The 19,202-nt window shown below is 63.0% G+C and carries 22 protein-coding genes and 1 pseudogene; 1 reads left to right on the forward strand and 22 read right to left on the reverse strand.

Translation table 11 applies throughout. The annotated features are described in order from the left end of the window. Positions 1-213 precede the first annotated feature (213 nt). From GDJ93_RS05095 to larC2, 6 genes are all read right to left on the reverse strand, one after another. Complete coding sequence (locus GDJ93_RS05095) at positions 214-1,215, reverse strand: Ppx/GppA phosphatase family protein (RefSeq protein ID WP_152067987.1); 1,002 nt, start codon at positions 1,213-1,215, stop codon at positions 214-216. Positions 1,216-1,235: 20 nt separating this feature from the next. Next, positions 1,236-1,997 (reverse strand): FtsB family cell division protein, encoded by a 762-nt coding sequence (locus tag GDJ93_RS10130; RefSeq protein ID WP_226812480.1) that lies wholly within the window; start codon positions 1,995-1,997, stop codon positions 1,236-1,238. A gap of 195 nt (positions 1,998-2,192) precedes the next feature. Then, positions 2,193-3,482 carry a phosphopyruvate hydratase gene (gene eno, locus GDJ93_RS05105; protein WP_152067988.1) on the reverse strand — a complete coding sequence of 430 codons (1,290 nt, stop codon included), beginning with the start codon at positions 3,480-3,482 and terminating at the stop codon, positions 2,193-2,195. 192 nt (positions 3,483-3,674) lie between these two features. Continuing rightward, positions 3,675-4,535: a nucleoside triphosphate pyrophosphohydrolase gene (gene mazG / locus GDJ93_RS05110; RefSeq protein WP_152067989.1), complete on the reverse strand. Its 861-nt coding sequence runs from the start codon at positions 4,533-4,535 to the stop codon at positions 3,675-3,677. 2 nt (positions 4,536-4,537) lie between these two features. After that, positions 4,538-5,086: a phosphodiesterase gene (yfcE, locus tag GDJ93_RS05115; protein WP_152067990.1), complete on the reverse strand. Its 549-nt coding sequence runs from the start codon at positions 5,084-5,086 to the stop codon at positions 4,538-4,540. Between the two features lie 60 nt (positions 5,087-5,146). Then, complete coding sequence (gene larC2 / locus GDJ93_RS05120) at positions 5,147-5,632, reverse strand: nickel pincer cofactor biosynthesis protein LarC2 (protein ID WP_226812481.1); 486 nt, start codon at positions 5,630-5,632, stop codon at positions 5,147-5,149. Positions 5,633-5,972: 340 nt separating this feature from the next. Between larC2 and GDJ93_RS05125 the strand changes: the two genes are divergently transcribed. Then, positions 5,973-6,884, forward strand: a complete 912-nt coding sequence (locus tag GDJ93_RS05125) for a PHP domain-containing protein (RefSeq protein WP_152067992.1) — start codon at positions 5,973-5,975, stop codon at positions 6,882-6,884. A 120-nt stretch (positions 6,885-7,004) separates the two neighbouring features. On the opposite strand, the gene hisE is transcribed toward GDJ93_RS05125, so the two are convergent. The 16 genes and pseudogenes from hisE to GDJ93_RS05200 form a co-directional block, all read right to left on the reverse strand. Beyond that, positions 7,005-7,322 (reverse strand): phosphoribosyl-ATP diphosphatase, encoded by a 318-nt coding sequence (hisE, locus tag GDJ93_RS05130; RefSeq protein WP_006235893.1) that lies wholly within the window; start codon positions 7,320-7,322, stop codon positions 7,005-7,007. A 46-nt stretch (positions 7,323-7,368) separates the two neighbouring features. Beyond that, on the reverse strand, positions 7,369-7,698 hold the full coding sequence (gene hisI, locus GDJ93_RS05135; RefSeq protein ID WP_152067993.1) for a phosphoribosyl-AMP cyclohydrolase: 330 nt from the start codon (positions 7,696-7,698) through the stop codon (positions 7,369-7,371). Positions 7,699-7,840: 142 nt separating this feature from the next. After that, on the reverse strand, positions 7,841-8,623 hold the full coding sequence (hisF, locus tag GDJ93_RS05140; RefSeq protein ID WP_152067994.1) for an imidazole glycerol phosphate synthase subunit HisF: 783 nt from the start codon (positions 8,621-8,623) through the stop codon (positions 7,841-7,843). Between the two features lie 3 nt (positions 8,624-8,626). Continuing rightward, the gene (locus GDJ93_RS05145) at positions 8,627-9,370 is read right to left on the reverse strand and encodes a 1-(5-phosphoribosyl)-5-[(5-phosphoribosylamino)methylideneamino]imidazole-4-carboxamide isomerase (protein ID WP_152067995.1); all 744 of its coding nucleotides are present in this window, start codon (positions 9,368-9,370) and stop codon (positions 8,627-8,629) included. Further along, positions 9,367-10,068 (reverse strand): imidazole glycerol phosphate synthase subunit HisH, encoded by a 702-nt coding sequence (locus GDJ93_RS05150; RefSeq protein ID WP_152067996.1) that lies wholly within the window; start codon positions 10,066-10,068, stop codon positions 9,367-9,369. Before GDJ93_RS05150 ends, GDJ93_RS05145 begins: the two co-directional genes overlap by 4 nt. An 81-nt stretch (positions 10,069-10,149) precedes the next feature. Then, the gene (gene hisB / locus GDJ93_RS05155) at positions 10,150-10,737 is read right to left on the reverse strand and encodes an imidazoleglycerol-phosphate dehydratase HisB (protein ID WP_152067997.1); all 588 of its coding nucleotides are present in this window, start codon (positions 10,735-10,737) and stop codon (positions 10,150-10,152) included. Then, positions 10,738-11,853, reverse strand: a complete 1,116-nt coding sequence (hisC, locus tag GDJ93_RS05160; protein ID WP_226812482.1) for a histidinol-phosphate transaminase — start codon at positions 11,851-11,853, stop codon at positions 10,738-10,740. A gap of 1 nt (position 11,854) precedes the next feature. Further along, positions 11,855-13,291: a histidinol dehydrogenase gene (hisD, locus tag GDJ93_RS05165; protein ID WP_152067999.1), complete on the reverse strand. Its 1,437-nt coding sequence runs from the start codon at positions 13,289-13,291 to the stop codon at positions 11,855-11,857. Positions 13,292-13,396: 105 nt separating this feature from the next. Next, on the reverse strand, positions 13,397-15,112 hold the full coding sequence (hisG, locus tag GDJ93_RS05170) for an ATP phosphoribosyltransferase (protein WP_152068000.1): 1,716 nt from the start codon (positions 15,110-15,112) through the stop codon (positions 13,397-13,399). A gap of 169 nt (positions 15,113-15,281) precedes the next feature. Further along, positions 15,282-16,118, reverse strand: a complete 837-nt coding sequence (locus GDJ93_RS05175; protein WP_152068001.1) for a sugar phosphate isomerase/epimerase family protein — start codon at positions 16,116-16,118, stop codon at positions 15,282-15,284. 83 nt (positions 16,119-16,201) lie between these two features. Then, positions 16,202-17,038, reverse strand: a complete 837-nt coding sequence (locus tag GDJ93_RS05180) for a PTS system mannose/fructose/sorbose family transporter subunit IID (RefSeq protein WP_152068002.1) — start codon at positions 17,036-17,038, stop codon at positions 16,202-16,204. Then, positions 17,028-17,477 carry a PTS sugar transporter subunit IIC gene (locus GDJ93_RS10205; RefSeq protein WP_264297880.1) on the reverse strand — a complete coding sequence of 150 codons (450 nt, stop codon included), beginning with the start codon at positions 17,475-17,477 and terminating at the stop codon, positions 17,028-17,030. Before GDJ93_RS10205 ends, GDJ93_RS05180 begins: the two co-directional genes overlap by 11 nt. After that, on the reverse strand, positions 17,477-17,818 hold the full coding sequence (locus tag GDJ93_RS10210; protein WP_264297881.1) for a PTS sugar transporter subunit IIC: 342 nt from the start codon (positions 17,816-17,818) through the stop codon (positions 17,477-17,479). Before GDJ93_RS10210 ends, GDJ93_RS10205 begins: the two co-directional genes overlap by 1 nt. Before the next feature lie 8 nt (positions 17,819-17,826). Further along, entirely contained in the window at positions 17,827-18,297 is a 471-nt protein-coding gene (locus tag GDJ93_RS05190) for a PTS sugar transporter subunit IIB (protein WP_117564885.1), read from the reverse strand. Between the two features lie 17 nt (positions 18,298-18,314). Next, positions 18,315-18,731: a PTS sugar transporter subunit IIA gene (locus GDJ93_RS05195; RefSeq protein WP_117743676.1), complete on the reverse strand. Its 417-nt coding sequence runs from the start codon at positions 18,729-18,731 to the stop codon at positions 18,315-18,317. 94 nt (positions 18,732-18,825) lie between these two features. Then, a pseudogene (locus GDJ93_RS05200) lies at positions 18,826-19,202 on the reverse strand (SIS domain-containing protein); the annotation flags it as partial.

Here is a 19,202-nt window from a genome sequence, read left to right on the forward strand (position 1 = left end):
GTCGGTAAGACACGCCGAGGTCGCCGCGGACGGGCTGATATAGGGAGAGGGCCTGACCCCATATCGTTGGGGCCAGGCCCGATTTTGCCTCTTGACAATGTCCTGCTCATATTAAAAGGAACGTCCCCAGGTGCCGGCTGTTGAGTTGCGGTGGAATAGGGACTGTTTGGGGCCCGAAAGGGCGATTTTAGTCCGTATTTCACCGCAACTTATTTAGAGGGCGCTGAGGCTGGGGGTCCAGGCGATGGTGGGAGTCGCGCCGTCGAGAACCTCGTTGATGGTGGCGACCATGCCAGCGAGTAGGCTGTTCTCGCTTACGGTGAGCGCATCGTAGCCGCCGGCACGCATGAGTTCGCGGATCACCACGGCGCCAGCCAAGATCACGCCCGCGCGTTTGGGCTGTACACCCGGTAGCGCGGCGATACCTTCCGCGTCCAACACAGACATGCGCTCGATAGCGGCCGAGACCTGCTCCAGCGACAGCTCGCGTAGGTGAACAAAGCTCGAATCGTACGGCTCCAGTTCGTGGACCAGCGCCACGAGCGTGGTAACGGTACCGCCCACCGCGACGAGGCGCTCGGCGCGCTCAAAGTCGACAGGCAGGCCCTCAAAATAGGCGGCGAACTGCTCGCCTGCCCACGCGGCAGCGGCAGCAAGCTCGCCGCGTGCGGGTGGCAGCGTCGAGAAAAACCGCTCCGTCACGCGGCGGCAGCCAATGTCCAGCGAGCGCGTCCCTTCTAGCGCAAAGACGCCACGCTCCGGCGCATAGACGCCCGTCGCGAGCTCCGTGGATCCGCCGCCCGAATCGGCAACAATGATGCGCTCGCCGGCAAAGTCGTGCGCCACGCCAAAAAACGTCAGGCGTGCCTCGACCTCGCCCGGAATCACCTGCGGCTCAAGCCCCAGCTCGTGCAGGCCGTCCAGCAGCAGGGCGGCGTTGGACGCATCGCGCGCGGCGCTCGTGCACGTGGTGCAGATGCACGCGGCGCCAAAGGTACGCGCCTCGTCCACAAACATACGGCACGCAGCGAGTACACGCTCGACAGCCGCCTCGCAAAAGCGACCCGTCGCGTCCACGCCCTCGCCCAGGTCGGTAATCTCGGTATGCTTGGACGATTCCACAATCGCTCCGCCCTCGACCTGGGCCAACACCAGTCGCGACGACACCGTTCCCAGGTCGATCGCGGCTACCTTATAGCGTTTGCAATTTGTCATTGCGGGCTCCCCTCCGGGCGCTATTTGCCGTTGGACACGACCGTCTGGCCCTCGACGCCGTTAAATCCAAACAGCATGTCAAGCGTCCGGATGTACCATGGCGCGTCCTTGCCGACTTCTTCGATTTCCTTGGCAACTTCGCTGGCCTTCTTGGCGTTCGACGACTTCTGGCTCGACGAGGCATCCGAATCGCCGTCCAGGCCCTGCACTTCAATCCTCTTCTCGCCGGGCATCACCAAGCCCAGGTCCTCGGACGCCGCGTCCTTGATGCCCTCCTCCGAGAGCAGCTTGTCGACGCTTTTTTGCAGCTCGTCGTTATATTGCTCGCGAATCTCGACCTGCTTGGCCAAGATATCGCTCGAGCGCTTAGCCACATACAGGTCGCGTACGGGAAAATACAGGCTCACGAGCGCCAGCGCCACCACGATACCGATAAACAGCGGGCGCAGAGAGCCATGTGTAAAGTCATAGATCGCCTTGACCACCGCATTATCGTTGGCGTAGCGCATAAAGTCCGAGCCCGAAAGACGGCTCGAGGGCCTGCTCGACCTGTCGTGCGTCTGGGCCGGGGGACGCGACGCATGTGTCGAACGTGCCGGGCGCACCGGTCCATCTGCCGAAGTATTCACTTGAGCATTGGGGCGCGAGGTACTTGTCGGGCGCTGCGCGGAGCGGTCGGCACCGGCGTAGGCGGACCCACCGAGCTGCACCGTGCGCGCACGGCGAGGCGACGGCTCACGCGAACCGGCGGAATAGTACCTGTTGTCGTAAATCTGATCCATGTGCGCCTTGTGCGGTTGAGGTTTGTTTGCGCTAAGTCTTTTAGTTATAGCACGAGCGCGCGGAACGCCTTCGACGGCCCTCGCTCGACATAAAAAAGGCGCTGAGCCATATGGCCCAGCGCCCAATGGTGCTCAACAGCGCCCGGCGGGAGCGAAGCGAATCCGAGTCAGCCCCGCCCCGCGCACGCCGCTTGCCTAGCGAATGTTGTAAAACGCTGCCTTGCCGGCGTAGCGCGCACTGCCCTCGAGCTCGTCCTCGATGCGAATGAGCTGGTTGTACTTGGCGATACGGTCGCTGCGGCACGGGGCGCCCGACTTGATCTGGCCGGCGTTGACGCCCACGATCAGGTCGGCGATCGTGGAGTCCTCGGTCTCGCCGGAACGGTGGCTCACGATGCAGGCGTAACCAGCCTCCTTGGCGGTCTCGATGGCCTCGAGCGACTCGGTGAGTGTGCCGATCTGGTTGACCTTGACCAGGATCGCGTTGGCGGCGCCCAGCTCGATACCCTTCTTGAGGCGCTCGGTGTTGGTGACGAACAGGTCGTCGCCCACCAGCTGCACCTTGTTGCCAATGCGACGGGTAAGCTCGACCCAGCCGTCCCAGTCCTCCTCGGCCATGCCGTCCTCGATGGAGATGATGGGATAGGTGTCGACGAGCTTCTCCCAGTAATCGACCATCTGGGCGCTCGTGTACTCAACGCCCTCGCCCTTGAGCTCATACATGCCGGTCTCGGCGTTGTAGAACTCGGTCGAGGCCGGGTCCATGGCGTACATGAAGTCGACGCCGGGCTTAAAGCCAGCCTTCTCGACGGCCTTGGTGATGTACTCGAACGGCTCGGCATTGGTCTTAAGGTTGGGGGCAAAGCCGCCCTCGTCGCCCACGCCGCCGCCCAGGCCGGCCTCGTGCAGCACGCCCTTGAGGGTGTGGTAGACCTCGGCGCACCAACGCAGGCCCTCGGCAAAGCTCGGGGCGCCCACCGGCATGATCATGAACTCCTGGAAGTCAACGTTATTGTCGGCATGCACGCCGCCGTTGAGGATATTCATCATAGGTGTGGGCAACAGGTGGGCGTTGACGCCGCCCAGGTACTGGTACAGCGACAGGCCCGCCGACTCGGCAGCGGCGCGGGCAACGGCCAGCGACACGCCCAGGATGGCGTTGGCACCGAGCTTGGTCTTGTTAGGGGTACCGTCCGCGGCAATCAGCGCGGCATCGACGGCGCGCTGGTCGAAGGCATCGAGGCCCACGACGGCGTTAGCGCACTCGTTGTTGACATGCTCGACGGCCTGCGAAACGCCCTTGCCCAGGTAGCGGCCCTTGTCGCCATCGCGCAGCTCGCAGGCTTCAAAGGCGCCGGTCGAAGCACCCGAAGGCACCATTGCGCGGCCAAAGCTGCCGTCCTCGAGCACAACCTCGACCTCGACGGTGGGATTGCCGCGGCTGTCGAGCACCTCGCGACCGTAGACGTCCAAAATATCGCTCATGTTGTCTCCCTCTCACTTGGAAACGGGTTGAATGCTTGGCGACGCGGCTTGCACGCTGTAGAGGCGCGCAGGTTCATAAGTTAGCCATGTCGCACTTTTTGCATTATGCCCTAAGTTAGCCGAGGGATACACTTGATTTTCGAAAAATTTAGCGGGAACGATGAAGCGTGTCAGCCCGTCGTTCCCGCAGTCTTACTCCTCCGCCTTTGCGGCATCCCACAGGTCGTTGAGGCCGTGGGTCGAAAGCTCGGCAAGATCCACGTGAGCATCGGCCGCCATCCGCTCCATCGCGGCCCAGCGGCGGCGGAACTTTGCCGTGCTGGCACGAAGGGCACTCTCGGCGTCAATGCCCTCTTTGCGTGCAACGTTGACCAGGGCAAAGAGCAGATCGCCAAACTCCATTTCGCGCTCGGGCGAGCCAGGGGCCTCGGCCTCAAACTCGGCACGCTCCTCGGCGACCTCGTCCCACACGTCCTGGACCGTCTCCCACTCAAAGCCCACGGCAGCCGCCTTGCGCGACACCTTCTGCGCCTGCATCAGCGCCGGTAGATGCGTGGGCACGCCGTCGAGCAGGCCCTCGGGCGCAGCCTCGCCTGCCGCCACGGCCTTGTCCTTGGCGGCTTTCTCGGCAAGCTTAACCTCGTCCCAAATCTTGAGTACCTCGTCGGAACTGTCGGCATCTACATCGCCAAACACGTGCGGATGACGGCGGATGAGCTTGGCGTCGATATCGTGCGCCACGTCGGCCAGCGTAAACTCGCCGGCGTCAGCAGCAATCTGCGCATGCAGCACGACCTGCATGAGCACGTCACCCAGCTCCTCGCGCAGGTGAACCGCGTCGTCCGCCTCGATGCAGTCGAGCGCCTCGTAGGCCTCCTCGATCATGTTCTTGCCAATGCTGCGGTGCGTCTGCTCGCGGTCCCACGGGCAGCCGTCGGGCTGACGCAAGCGCCAGACGGTCTGCACCAGATGCTGCAGCTCGGCCGACGCGTCGACCAGCGTGGACAGATTGCGCGAGCCCTCGGCATTTTGCTGAGCCATGTGCTGCGCCATGGTTAGTCCTCCTCCAGGATCACGTGGCGGAACGCGCCGCCCTCGTAGATGCCGTAGCTGTGCGAGCCGTCCTTGGGGATGCTCACGCTACCGGGGTTGAAGAGCCACAGGCCCGGGTGCGCGGCGCTTTCCTCGTTGACCTTGATGTGCGTATGACCGTAGACGAGCGCGGAGCCCTCGGGCAACGCGGGCGCGTGGTCGACGCTGTTGTGCATGCCGGCGCCAAAGACATGGCCGTGCGTCAGGAACAGCTCGCGGCCGGTCTCGTCGAACAGCGTGGCGTAGTCGGCCATGACGGGGAAGTCGAGCACCATCTGGTCGACCTCGGCATCGCAGTTGCCGCGCACCGCGATGATGCGGTCGGCCAGGGCGTTGAGCAGCGGGATTACGCGCTTGGGGGCGTAATCGCGCGGCAAGTCGTTGCGCGGACCGTGGTAGAGCAGGTCGCCCAGCAGCACGATGCGGTCGGGCTGCTCGGATTCGATGTCGGCGACCAGGCGCTCGGCCCAGTATGCCGAGCCGTGGATGTCGGAGGCGATGAGGTATTTCATGGGGAGATCCTTTCGAATGGGGTTGATATGGCTGGGCGCAGGATGTCGCCACCAGCCGCGTTATTCAAATCGCAGTGCCACGGCTTGCGCCGCCTGCATCACGCGCTGGAGCGGCACGTTGTGCTCACGGGCAAGGCGGGCGCAGTCCTCGTACTCGGGTGCCGCACGCTCACTGCCGTCGGGCAGGGTGGCCACCTTGACGGACACCTCGCCCCATGGCGTCGTTACGCGCTCAAAGCGGCGTGGCAGGCAAACGCGCTCCATAACCTGGCGACGGATACCATTGGTCGTGGTTTCCAAAAAGATGATCGTCTGCAGACGCTCGATATCCTCGTGAGCACAGATTACCTGTAGCTGCCAGCTGGGGCGGCCTTTCTTGCAATAGAGGGGCAGCCAATGCACCTCGCGCGCACCCGCCTCGCGCAGGCGGTCGGCAGCGTAGGCGAGCACCTCGGGCGACGCGTCGTCGATGTCGCATTCCAGCTTGACGATGGTTTCGGGTGCATCGGTCTCGCGGGACAGTGGGGATGTGCTATCGCATTGCATACGGTCCGGATCCTTTCCGCGCGGGCTCGTTTTGTTCATCCAAACGCTAGCACATCGCGGGCGGCGCAGGGGCGGCGTCATGGGATAGGTGCGACTTTTGCTGGGCGCAAGTGCTGGCGCGCTCCAACGCCGGCCCGCTCCATTCAAACGTGTACGTCAGCCTCCAAACATGTCATTTTTTGCAGCTTTTGGAGGCTGATGCACATGTTTTGAGAGCGCAAGCGAGGCCGCACCGCGCGCCGCGCAGCCTTTCCAATCGATTTCGACCCCCGGCGTGCCCGGCGTGTTGAGAGCTGCGCCATTACAATGGAGCGGATTCGCTTGACGCAAAGGAGCCGCCATGTCTGCTTGCCCGCTGATCGATTGCCATACCCACACCTCGTTCTCGGACGGTCATGCCTCGTTTGAGGACAACGTTCGCGCCGCTGCTGCGGCCAGCTGCCGCGTCATGGTCTCAACCGATCATCTCGCCCTGCCCGCCAGCATGGACGCCAACTGCGAAGTGCAGGTTACTGAGGGCGACCTGCCGGCGCATCGTCTGGCTTTTGAGGACGCCCGCAAGCTCGCCGCGCAGATCACGCCGGAGCTCGAGCTTATCTATGGCTTTGAATGCGACTGGTACGAAGGTTGCGAGCCTTTGGTTGAGCGCTGGTCCGCGGGTGCCATAGTGCGCTTGGGCAGCGTGCATTGGATTGGCAACCCGGGCGATATCATGGCCGGTGCCGCGGGTACGGCGGGAACGGAAAACGTCGCTCGCCCCGATACGCCCGATTCCCTTTGCGGTTGGATCGACGACGACACCGACCTGCACGTTTGGGAAAACCTGGGCGTGCGCGGCGTGTGGGAGCGCTATGTCGACGACTGGTGCCGCGCCTGCGAAAGCTCGCTCAGCTTTGATGTGATGGCTCACCCTGACCTGGTCATGCGCTTTTCGAAGGAAGGCTTTACGCCCGACTTTGACCCCGCACCGTTTTGGCAGCAGATGGCCGAATGCGCCCACGATACGGGCCGCCGCATTGAGGTCTCGACCGCCGCACCGCGCAAGGGCCTCGACGACTACTATCCCACGACCGGATTGCTGCATTGCTTTGCCCACGCCGAGGTGCCGATAACTTTTGGCTCGGACGCACACCGCGCCTGCGACATCTGCTGGAACATCCGTGAGGCCCAGGCACACGCCTACGACTGCGGCTACCGAACCTTCGGCATCCCCCACCTCACCGGAGAATGGGAGTCCACGCCCCTCGCCTAACCATCCCTTCATAAGTTGCGGTGGAATAGGGATTGTTTTGCCTGATGAAGCGCTTAAACAGTCCCTATTTCACCGCAACTTCCATGACCCCGTTACACCAACAAAGACTGTCCCAAACGACTAGTGGCGGCGGGCGTTGAGTTCGCCGGCCAGCTCGTCGAGGGTAATGCCGTAGCGCTCAAGCGTCACGAGCAAGTGGTAGACCAGGTCGCCAGCCTCGTAGCGGATGTGATCGTGATCGTTATCCTTGCAGGCCATGATCACCTCGCTCGCCTCCTCGGCAAGCTTCTTGAGCAGCTCGTCCTCGACGTCGGTCAGCAGGCGAGCGGTATAGCTCTCCTGCGGCGATGCGTCGCGACGGCCGTGAATCACCTCGGCGAGCCCCGTCAGCGTCTCACCGATATTTCCATCCTGAACGTTTGCGGTGCGCACACCCATAGTTCAATCCTTTCTGGTTGGCCGAGCGTCTAATCGAGCGCCCGCCCTACGCGAGTTTCTTAAAGAAGCAGGTACGGTTGCCGGTATGGCAGGCCGGACCCGGCGAGTCGACCTTGACCAGCAGTGTATCGTTATCGCAGTCGGCCCAGAGCTCCTTGACCTCTTGCATATTGCCGCTCGTCGCGCCCTTGTTCCAGAGCTCCTGACGGCTGCGGCTCCAAAACCACGTGGTACCGGTCTTGAGCGTCAGCCCCACCGACTCCTCGTTCATCCAAGCAACCATAAGCACCTCGCCGGTGTCATACTGCTGAACCACACAAGGAATCAGCCCCTTGGCGTCGTATGTAAGCTTTGAAGGATCGGTTATCTCTTCCATTTCTCTCCCCAAATTCAAACTTCGCAGGTCGGCGAGGGTTGTCCAGGTGCCCGAGATTCCGAGCGACAAGCCCGACGACGCGTACTTAAGTACGCGAGGAGGGTTGGAGCCGGAAGGTCGGGTGCCTGGGCAAGCCGCAGCGCTAAAAGTCCAGCCTCACAGGGATGCCCTGCGACGCCATATACTCCTTCACCTGGCGAATGCTGAACGTCCCAAAGTGAAAGACGCTCGCCGCCAGCACGGCATCGGCCTCGCCCTCGATCACGCCCTCGGCAAAATGCTCGAGCGCGCCCACACCGCCGCTCGCAATCACCGGAATCGGCACCGCGCGCGCCACGGCGCGGGTGAGCGCCAGGTCAAATCCGGCCTTGGTGCCGTCGCGGTCCATACTGGTGAGCAGGATCTCGCCGGCGCCGCGACGAGCCGCCTCCTCGGCCCACGCCACCGCGTCGATGCCCGTGGCGTTGCGGCCGCCCGCCGTGAAGACCTCCCACTTGTCGGCACCAGACGCGCCGGGCAAACCGACGCGCTTGGCATCGATCGCCACGACCACGGCCTGGCTACCAAACGCCGCGGCAGCCTGGCTAATCAGCGACGGGTCGCGCACGGCGGCAGAGTTGAGCGACACCTTATCGGCACCGGCGGCAACCATGGTCCGCATGCCCGCCAGGTCGCGAAAACCGCCACCCACGGTATAGGGAATAGCGAGCTCCTCGGCCGCATGCGCCGCCATCTCGATAGTCGTCGCACGGTTGTCGCTCGTGGCGGTAATGTCCAAGAAGACGACCTCGTCCGCACCCTCGCGGTCATAGGCACGCGCCAGCTCCACCGGATCGCCCGCATCGCGTAAGCTCACAAAGTTGACGCCCTTGACCACACGACCGTCCTTGACGTCCAGGCAGGGAATCACGCGCTTGGTAAGCATGGGCTACTCCTCCCCTCGGGCGGCGGCCAGCGCCTGTGCCAGCGTAAAGTTGCCTTCGTAGAGCGCACGGCCGGTAATGGCGCCTTCAATCGCGACCTCGCCCACCGCGGCCAGTGCGCGGATGTCGTCGAGCGTCGAGATACCGCCCGAAGCCACGACGGGAAAGCCCGCGACCTCGGCCACATGGCGATACGCCGCCACATCGATGCCCGTCTGCATGCCATCGCGCGCGATGTCGGTATACACCAGATGCTTAAAGCCCAGCTCGGTAAGCTGCGCCACGGCATCGTCGAGCACCACGCCCGCGCCGTCGCGCCAGCCGTTCACCTTAACCTGGCCGTCGCGTGCGGCGATGTCGGCCACGAGCAGCTCGCCAAAGCCTTCGGCCGCCACCTCGGCAAAACCCGGCTCGGTCACCAGCACCGTGCCCAGCGCGATGCGGCGCGCACCGTAGCCGGCCAACTCGTCGATGCGCGCGAGCGAGCGGACGCCGCCGCCCACGTCCACGGACAGACCGTCGACGCCGCAGATGGCCTTAATCGCCGCCGAGTTGGCAGCGCATGTGTCCTCGTCCTCGCCAAAGGCAGCGGACAGGTCGACGACGTGCACCCAGCTTGCGCCCTGCTCGGCAAACGAGCGAGCAACGGCCACGGGGTCGTCGGAATATACCTTGCAGCGGCTGCGGTCGCCGCGCTCCAGGCGCACGACCTTGCCGCCGATCAGATCGATTGCAGGAAACAGGATCATCGGCCGGCCTCCTCGACGATGTTGACGAAGTTCTTAAGGATGCGCTGACCCAGCGCGGAGGATTTCTCGGGATGGAACTGGCAACCCCACACGTTGCCATGGCGCACGATGCACGGGAAACTCCGTGTATAGTGCGTGCGCGCCAACACATCGGCGGCATCGACGTCGTCAGCCACCGCGTAGCTGTGGGTAAAGTACATGTTGGCGCCCTCGGCAAAACCGGCAAGCAGCAGATCGGTCGCACCGGCGGGCGTCATGTGCACCTGGTCCCAGCCCACGTGCGGCACCTTCAGGCGGCTCGACTCCAGGCGCGTGCACGAACCGCGCATAATACCCAGGCCATCGACCCAGAGGGCACCGGCCCGCTCGGAGGCGTTGCCGTCGGCGACCGCGCTCTCGCTCGCAGGAACGCCCTCGTTGCCGCGCTCAAAAAACAACTGAAGGCCCAGGCAGATGCCGAGCAACGGAGTTCCGGCGGCAACGGCGTCGAGCACCGCGTCCGCCTCGCCGCCCTCGCGCATAAAGGCGACCGCGTCGTAAAACGCGCCCACGCCCGGGATGACCAGGCCGTCGGCGTTGCGGATCTGCTCCGGATCGTCCGACGTGCAGGCGGCGGCACCGGCGCGCGCAAGCCCGCGCGCAACGCTCGACAAGTTGCCCTTGTGGTAGTCGACCACCACGATCTTCGGTTCGCCCACGCGACCCCTCCCTTATCTCATCGTCCAAAACCACCACAAAGGGGACAGGCACCTTCGTAGTGGTTTTTGCCTTTGTTGCGGTTACAGCGAGCCCTTGGTGCTGGGGATGCCCTGCACGCGGGGATCGAGCTCGCAGGCGTGGCGCATCGTGCGGCCCACGGCCTTAAAGGCGGCCTCGATAATGTGATGCGAGTTACCGCCCGCCAGCTCGCGCACGTGCAGCGTGAGCTTGGCATCGCGCGCAAAGGCGTAGAAGAACTCGACGGCCAGCTCGGTATCGAAGCTGCCCACGCGCTCGGTCGGCACGGGCAGCTCGCAGTAGGCCTGCCCGCGGCCCGAAATATCAACAGCAGCCATCACAAGCGTCTCGTCCATGGCGATCGCCGCGTCGGCAAAGCGCGTAATGCCCGCCTTGTCGCCCAGCGCCTGGCAAAACGCCTCGCCCAGCACAATACCCGTGTCCTCGACGGTGTGATGTGCATCGACCTCGACGTCGCCCACCGCGTGCACCGTCAGATCGAACAGACCATGGCGGCCAAAAGCGTTGAGCATGTGGTCGAAATACGGCACGCCGGTCGAGATATCGCACACGCCAGATCCGTCCAGGTCGAGCTTTACGACAATGTCGGTCTCGCCCGTCTTGCGGGTTACCTCGGCATAGCGGTCCATCTACATCTCCTCCTTCACCAGCGCGGCAAACGCTGCCAGCACCTCGTCGTTTTCCTGCGGGGTGCCCACGGTAATGCGCAGGCAGTCCGCGAGCCCCGGCGCGTAGCTAAAGTCGCGCACCAAAATTGAATACTCGTCGCGCAGGCGCTCGCGCACGCGCGTGGCATGCGGCGTGCGCACGAGCACAAAGTTCGCCGCGCTCGGCCACGCCTCCACGGGCAAGCCCTCGGCAGCCATCACGCGCAGAGCGGCCAGCTCGCGCTCACGCTCGGATGCGACCTGCGCCACCACAGGTGCGTAGGCATCGCGGGCACGCACGCAGGCAAGTGCTGCCGCCTGGCTCAGCACGTTGACCGAATAGATCTGGCGAATCGCCGCGAACACGTCGATGACCTCGGGCGCCGCGATCACATAGCCCAGGCGCGTGCCGGCGGCGCCGAACGCCTTGGACAGTGTATGCAGAATCACCAGGTTAGGATGCTCGGCAATAAGGCCTTGCGCCGTAGTTGCCGCGCCAAACGAATCGTCGGCAAACTCCACGTAGGCCTCGTCGACCATGACCATGCCGGGGCACGCATCGCACAGCGCCGCGACAAAGTCGAGCGGCGCCACGTCGCCCGTGGGATTGTTGGGTGAGGTCACGATCGCCAGGTTGCACTCGGGTGCGGCCGCGAACACAGCCGCCTGGTCGAGCTCAAAAGTTGCCGGGTCGCGCCACACGTCGCGCACCTCGGTCTGACAGAGCGACGCAAAGAACGCGTACTCGCTAAAACACGGCGGGCAGTTGAGCAGGGTCCTCCCCGCGCCGCCAAACGCCAGCAGGTAGTTATAGAGCAGCTCGTCGCCGCCGTTGCCCACGCAGATATTCTCGCGCGCCACACCATGCCAAGCGGCAAGCTCGTCGCGCAGGTCACAGGACATGGGATCGGGGTAGCGGTTGAGCGGCGTGGCAGCCAGGGCGGCGTCGACCGCCTCGCGCACGCCAGCCGGCACGGGATAGGTGTTCTCATTGGCCGAAAGGTTGATGCGCGTGGGCATAAAGTTGGGATTGTAGGGCTCAATGCCAGCCAAGTAGGGCTGGACGAGCTCCTTCATGCGAGACGTCAGCTCGGCCATATTAGGCCTCCTCGCCGGTCGCGCCAGCGCCATCCGCGCTTGCAGCCGCTAGGTCCACACCCTCGGCGACCGTCGCCACGGCGTCGCCCGGCCAGGCGACCTTGGTCAGGTCGGCCGCGGCCAGAGACTCAGCACTCACGGCACCCTCGCCCTGCTCCAGCACACGGCGACGCAGTGCGGCGGAAAGCGCGTGTGCCCACAGGCCCTCGGCCTCGGCCAGGCGCTGCGTCGCGGGAGCGTCCGAGAGCAGGCCCTCGGGTGTATAGCAGATGACGCTCGAGCGCTTGACGAATTCTTCGACCGAAAGCGGGTTGGAGAACATGGCCGTGCCGCCGGTCGGCAGCGTGTGGTTGGGGCCGGCAACATAATCGCCAAGCGGCTCGGAGCTCCAAGCGCCCACAAAGATGGCGCCGGCGTTGCGAATGCCGCCGAGCAGGCCCATCGCATCCTTGCAGTGCAGCTCCAGGTGCTCGGGCGCCACGGTGTTCACCGCCTCGACGGCAGCAGCCATATCGGCGGCAACCACGATGGTGCCCTCGTTGTCGAGCGAGGCGCGCGTGATCTCGGCACGCGGGGACTGTGCCACCAAAATGTCGATACCCGCCTCGACCTCGCGCGCAAACTGCTCGTCGCAGGTCACCAGATAGCAGGCTGCTAGCGGATCGTGCTCGGCCTGGGCCATCAGGTCGGCCGCGACCACCATGGGCTTGGCCGTGGCATCTGCCAGCACACAGACTTCGGAGGGGCCGGCGACCATGTCGATGCCCACGTCGCCCGAGACAATCTGCTTGGCCGCGGCAACAAAGGCGTTGCCCGGACCGGTGATTTTGTCGACGCGTGGAATGGTCTCGGTACCGTACGCCAGCGCGGCCACGGCCTGGGCGCCGCCCACCATATAGATCTCGTCCACGCCGCCGAGCTTTGCCGCCGCGAGCGTGTAGGGACTGATCAGGCCGTCCTTTTGCGGCGGGGTCACCATGACCACGCGCTCAACGCCGGCCACCTTGGCGGGAATGGCATTCATGAGCACCGTGGAGGGATACTGCGCGCGACCGCCCGGCACGTAGATGCCGGCCGCCGCAAGCGGGGTCACCTTAACGCCGAGCATGGTGCCGTCTGCACGCGTGGTAAACCAGCTCTGCTCGACCTCGCGCTGGTGGAACTCGCGAATCTGGCGCGCAGCCTTCTCGAGCGCCGCGACAAAAGCGGGATCGAGGCCTTCGAGCGCGGCATCGATCTGCTCTTGCGGCAGACGGAAGCTCTGCAGCTCTACACCGTCAAAGCGCTGACAATAGTCGCGCACCGCGGCATCGCCGTTGGCGCGCACGTTGGCCACGATATCGCGGGCGGCGTCGACGATGTTTTGCGGCAGCACGCCCTTACGGTTGAGCTGGTTGGTAACGAGACGCTCACCGGGAGCAAGCTTGATAGTCTTCATATCGGTATCCCCTATCGGTCGAGGTTGTGTTCGAAAAACGAGAGGCCGGGCGGCGGCGCCCATCGGCCCGCAGCCCAGACGTTGGGGCGCCCGTGCGTGCTCGCGCTATTGTGCCGAGCCCGCAACGGGCTCAAAATGCTTGTCCTTAACGGCCGCCGCCAAGCGATCTGCCAGATTGCGTACGCGCGGATCTAAGCGAGCGGCGCCCGGGTTGACAAAAAAGCGCGCCGTGCAGTCCATAATGCGGCCAGTGATGACCAAATCGTTGTCGCGCAGCGTGGCACCCGTAGCGGTAATATCCACGATGCGATCGGTCATGCCGACGATGGGGCCCAGCTCGATGTTGCCGTGCAGCGAAACGATATCGGCGTTCACACCGCGCTCGGCATACCAGGCACTCGCGATGCGCGGATATTTGGTAGCCACGCGAAGCGACCCGCGGCGGGCATAGTTGCGCTCGGCCTGACCGGCGCGCCACGCGGGCTCCGCCTCGATAAAGGTGCACAGGCCGTAGCCCAAGTCGACCAGCTGCAGCAGGTTGAGGTCGGCCTCGATGAGCGAATCCCAGCCGCAGATGCCGCAATCGGCGCCACCGCAGCCCACAAAGGCGGGCGCATCGCTGGGTCGCACGATAACAAACTCGATATCCCCGACCGTGCCCTCACCGGCACGCGTGTCGCGACCGCGCACAATCAGGTGACGGCCGGGGTCACGCAACTCAGAGACATCCAGGCCCGCGGCCTCGAGCACGTCGAGCGTGTCTGCCTTAAGCGAGCCCTTGGGCACGGCAATGCGCAGCGGACCCTCGGCGCCACGGCCCGCGGCGTGATCGCCGTCGGAAGCGGTGTCCTCTGCCGAGGTACGCGCGGCCTCCAAACGCTCGAGCGAAAAGGCGAAGCCCGCCGCCGGCACCTCGATGCCGTCGCCAAATGCGCCGGTAAAGATGGAGTCGTAGCGTCCGCCCGAACCCACCGGATCGGGCAAGCCACCGGCATAGGCCTTAAAGACCAGGCCCGTGTAGTAATCGAAAGAGTTCATAATGGAGAAATCGAACGACAGCACCTGGGCGTCCTCGGGAGCCAAACCCTCGACCAGGGCACGCAGCTCGCGTGTCGGCGGCGCGGCGATACCGGCGGCCTCCAGCAGCGCGTCCACGCGGTCGAGCACCTCGGCACCACCGTGCAGGCGCGGCAGTTCGCTAATGGCGGCCTTGACGGCATCAGACTCGGTGCTGGCAGCCACGCGGGCATCGAGGCCCACAAAGTCGTTGGCATGCACGCAGCGCAGGGCCTCGGCTGCCAGCTCGCGATCCTCGCACGCCGCGAGCAGCTCCTTAAAAGGACGCACGCTACCTGCGATTATACGAGCATCGGGAAGCGCCAGCTTACGCACGGCCTCGGCCACCAGCGAAACAATCTCTACATCGCCCGCGGTATCGCCCGCACCGATAAGCTCAAAGCCCAGCTGCGTAAACTGACGCGAGCCACCGGCATTGCGCTGGCACTCGCGAACCACCGGCGCCTCGTAGCGAAGGCGCAGGGGCAGATCGGCCGCACGCATGCGGGTCGAAACCAGGCGCACGATCGGCAGCGTGTTGTCGGGACGGACCACCAGCAGGCGGCCGTCGTCATCAAAGAGCTTAAACGGCGTGTCCGCAATGCGGCCGCCCTCCTCGAGCGAACCCTTGTCCTCGAGCAGCGGCGTCTCGACCGGAAGGTAATGATGCTCCCTAAAGCAGCCCTTCACCGTATACGCGATCTCCTCGCGTGCCTGAGCCTCCTCGGGCAATATGTCCCGGAATCCCCACGGTGTGGCCGTCATCTGGTGAGCCTCCTCATGCTGTGTTTCGTATAGAACAGAAGACCGGCATAGCTCCGCCGGTCTTCTGGGTACTTTAGCATACTAGAGTGCTTGCGGGGAAAATCCGTCGCAGCCGCTCACACCGTATTCATTTGGAAACATAGGGTAGGTTGCCGCAACCCAACCCCACCTAGGCGCCAATCGCACGACGATACTCTGCCATTACCTGCGCATCGGCAGCTGCGGGGTCGGCAAAATAGCGCCAGTCATAGGTCTCGGCCGAAACAACTCCGCGATAGCCGCGCGCCACCAGCCTATCCAGGTCGGCGCGCATATCGCGGTCGCCGTCACCCCAGGCAAGATGCGTCGTGCCGTTTGCCGCAACATCGACAAAATGCACATGGGCGACATCTTCGCCAAGCAGATCGAAATAATCGTCGATGGTATCCCCCGCCACCGCCATAGCGCCCAAATCCAGACACGCCTTAAGTGCCGGATGATCAACCGCCTCGATCATGCGCTTCGTATCGGCTGCCGAGTTCACGATCATCGACTCAACCGGCTGTAGGGCCTCGAGCACCAGTCGCACGCCGCGCTCTCCCGCATGCTCGGCAATCGCACGCAGCATCGAGGCGCTGCGACCCCACGCGTCCTCGATCGGCTCGTTCAAAAATGCCCAGCCACTCGAGACCATGACCTGCTCGGCTCCAAGTTCCGCCGCAATATCCACAACGTTCTTAAAGTACGCGAGCGTGCGGGCACGCGCCTCATTCCCGCGCGCCGCGATATTCCACGGCTTGGGGTTGTTCTGTTCGGGACAAAGCCCCACAATCCGAACCCCATACCGCTGCGACAGCTCCCGCACCTGCTCGAGCGAATCGTATCCATGGCAATCGACATACAGATGCATCGCCCCAGTCCAAAGCTCGCAACACGTGTAGCCCGAGGCCGCTGCCGAAGAAAAGAATTCCTCAAGGTCAAAATAACGATGGCTGATATTCATGACGGCAAGCTGCGGATACTCCATCTTGTCCACCTTTCGGCAAAAGGGCGCCGCAGCACAGTGTGCGCGACGCCCCCTCTTACATTGTTCTCATTATGACAGATACTCTACTGGACACCAAGCACTCCAAAGAACGCGCCAGCGATACTCACGAGCAGGATCACGAGCATGATGAGCAGCGGATTCATCTTCTTCTTGAGCATGAGATAGACGATTCCAAACAGCCCCATCGTGACAAAGCCCGGGAAGATTCCGTTGAGCAGCTCGGCGAGTGTCTGAGCACCATCGCCCACACCGACCATGAGCGGAATGTCCACGGTGACCATCTCCATGGTCATAGCACCGATCACCATGGCGCCCATGATAGAGGCCATCTTGACGATCGTGTCCATAATGCCCGATTCCTGGACCTTGCTGATCATGTCCGAGCCAAAGCGATATCCCACAAACGTCAGCAGGTAACGGATGATGTAGTGAGGGACGTTGAACACGAGCAGGAACAAAATCGGGCCAAGAATAGAGCCCTGCAGAGCCAGCGACGTGCCGACACCCGTTGCCAAAATTCGCAGCGTGCCCCAGTAGAAGGCATCGCCCACGCCGGACAGCGGTCCCATCAAAGCAAGCTTGACATTAGAGATCGCGCTTGTGTCAAAGCTATCGTCAGTAGCGTTGACCTCCTCCATTGCAGCGGCGATGGACATGGGGAGCGTCGAGATGTACGGCGTGACGTTATAGAGCTCCATATGGCGCTTAAGGGCGGCCTTAAAGTCCGCATCCTGCGGATACAGCTTGCGAAGGATCGGCATAAGGGCCCACATAAAACCGATATGGCCCATACGCTCGTAGTTCCAGGAATGCTCATAGGGAATCGAGCGCCAGAACAGCTTCTTAAGATCTGCGCGGGAAATCAGCCCGTCGTAAGAAGACTCAAACTTAAAACTCATCGAATCCACTCCCAATCGCAGGATCCTCGGTTGCCACTGCGGGCTGCTCCGCTTTTTTCTTATCACCCAAAACCGTCATCGCGACGACGATGATCGCGGCAAAGATCGCCACGCCCGTCGTGCTAATGCCAAAGTAGGCGACGAGGAAGAAGCCAGCGAAGAAGAACGGCGCCACAGTCTTGTTCATAATCATCTGAGCCAGCATCGCAAAGCCGAGTGCGGGCAAGAAGGCGGCGGCGACATCCATGCCGGTCTGAACGAAATCGGGGATGATGTTGAGCAGGCTGGCAACAGCATCGGCGCCAAAGAAGAATGCCAGGGGAATAATCAGCAGGCCGCACCAGCTCTGCGCGTAACCGGCGATGAGCATGTTGCGCGTGATGGCCTTGGTGTCTCCGTCCTCGACGTTCTTGTCGATACGGTGCACCAGCAGCAGCATCACCGGCTGGCCCAGGGCGGTATCGAGCGCCAGGACGATCGTGCAATGGGAATGCCCAGGGTCAGGGCCGCCGAAGCGTCCGCGCCGGCCTGCATGGCAAGCGACACACCCAGAATGGTTCCGGAAATCGTATCGGGCGGGTTATACGCACCGACCGAGATGGCGCCGACCATGGCAAGCTCCATCGTGGCGCCCATGATCGTGCCGGTCACCATGTCGCCCATGACAAGGCCAACCAGAGGTCCGAGCACAATCGGGCGCTGGAGGTAGCTCGTGCCCGTCAGCCACTCGGAATAGCCCAAAAGGGCAATCAGGAAAATCAGGATTGTCTTGATAACCATGACAGCCCCTAACCGATGACCTTCGCGGCATCAGTCTTCGCATCTGCCGGAATCATCTGAATGAACAGTTCATAGCCCTCGCCGAGCAGCTCCTTCACGTATGCCTCGTTTTCGGGCGTAAGGAACACGCTCGTCGAGACCTGGCGGGCATTTTCGCTAAAGGCAACGTTGCCGAGATTGATTTTCTTGACTCCCATCGCCTTGGCGACGGCACCGGCCTGCTGGATCGTCTCGCAAACCACGAAGAGCTTGTACTTGTCGGTCACACCGCTCTGGAGCGCCTTGACGGCGTCCTCGGTGTTTTTGACAACGACCTTGCAGCCCTCCGGCTTTGCAAGGGACAGGGCCTGCAGACGAAGCTTGTCATTGAGGACCGTGTCGCTCACCAGCAGGATGCAGTCGGCACCCAGAGCCGAGGTCCAGCTAACGGCAACCTGGCCGTGAAGCAGTCGATAATCTACACGAATCATCTGAATCATGATGTGCTCCCTAGTGGTTAAAACTCATCGAGTTCGGCCTGCCCCAGCAGGTCGTTGACGTACTTGACCTTGGTGTCGTCCGCCTCGACGATCTGGCGGATGGCCTCATCGATCGGGGTGGATTCGGGCACGAACAGCAGCTGAATAAGGAGCGGCAGGTTCATATTGGTCACGAGGTGCGTGTTGGGACGCGTCTGGACGATCTTGGTGAACTCGTTGTTGACACTGCCGCCAAAGAGGTCGGTGCAAACAACGACCTCATCGTCCGCGGCAAAGCCGTCCAGAATCGCTGCGGCCTCCTTGGTCAGGTCCTCGTTTCCGTCGACATACATAGAGAGCGCATGGACGTTTTCGCGCTCGCCGGAAAGCAGCCCAATGCTCTCGACGATTCCAGACGCAAAATGGGCATGGGATGCAACGATAAACTGCCTCATTCGATTCCCCTTTCTTGCGAATTTCGGCATAAAAATGCCCGGACGCATGCGCCCGGGCAGGGTGCTTCTTGATCAGTGGCTTATTTATCACCGATTAGTAGTCGAACTGGTGATAGTAACGGCGATAGTTGAGGTTGTGCTTGGTGACCGTCTCGTAGTAAGCGGCAAGGCGATCGGTGATCAGCGAGGAGAGAATCCACGGAGACACGATGACGCGGAACTCGTCGTCAAGGCCGGGGATCGCGAACTCGGCGGTGTCGATGATGTTGATGTCGGTGTCGCCGGTCACGCCGCGGTTGAGGAAGGCGCGGACACGCTCGTCGAGCTTGCGGTTCTCGTCCTCACCCATGAACAGGAACACGGGGACGCCGGGCTCCACGAGCTCGAGGGTGCCGTGGAAGAAGTCGGCCGAGGTGATGTAGCGGGTGCGCTTCCACTGCATCTCCTCGAGGATGCACATCGAGAACAGGA

The sequence above is a fragment of the Collinsella aerofaciens genome, from assembly GCF_902501475.1.
Classification (GTDB): Bacteria; Actinomycetota; Coriobacteriia; order Coriobacteriales; family Coriobacteriaceae; genus Collinsella; species Collinsella aerofaciens_AL.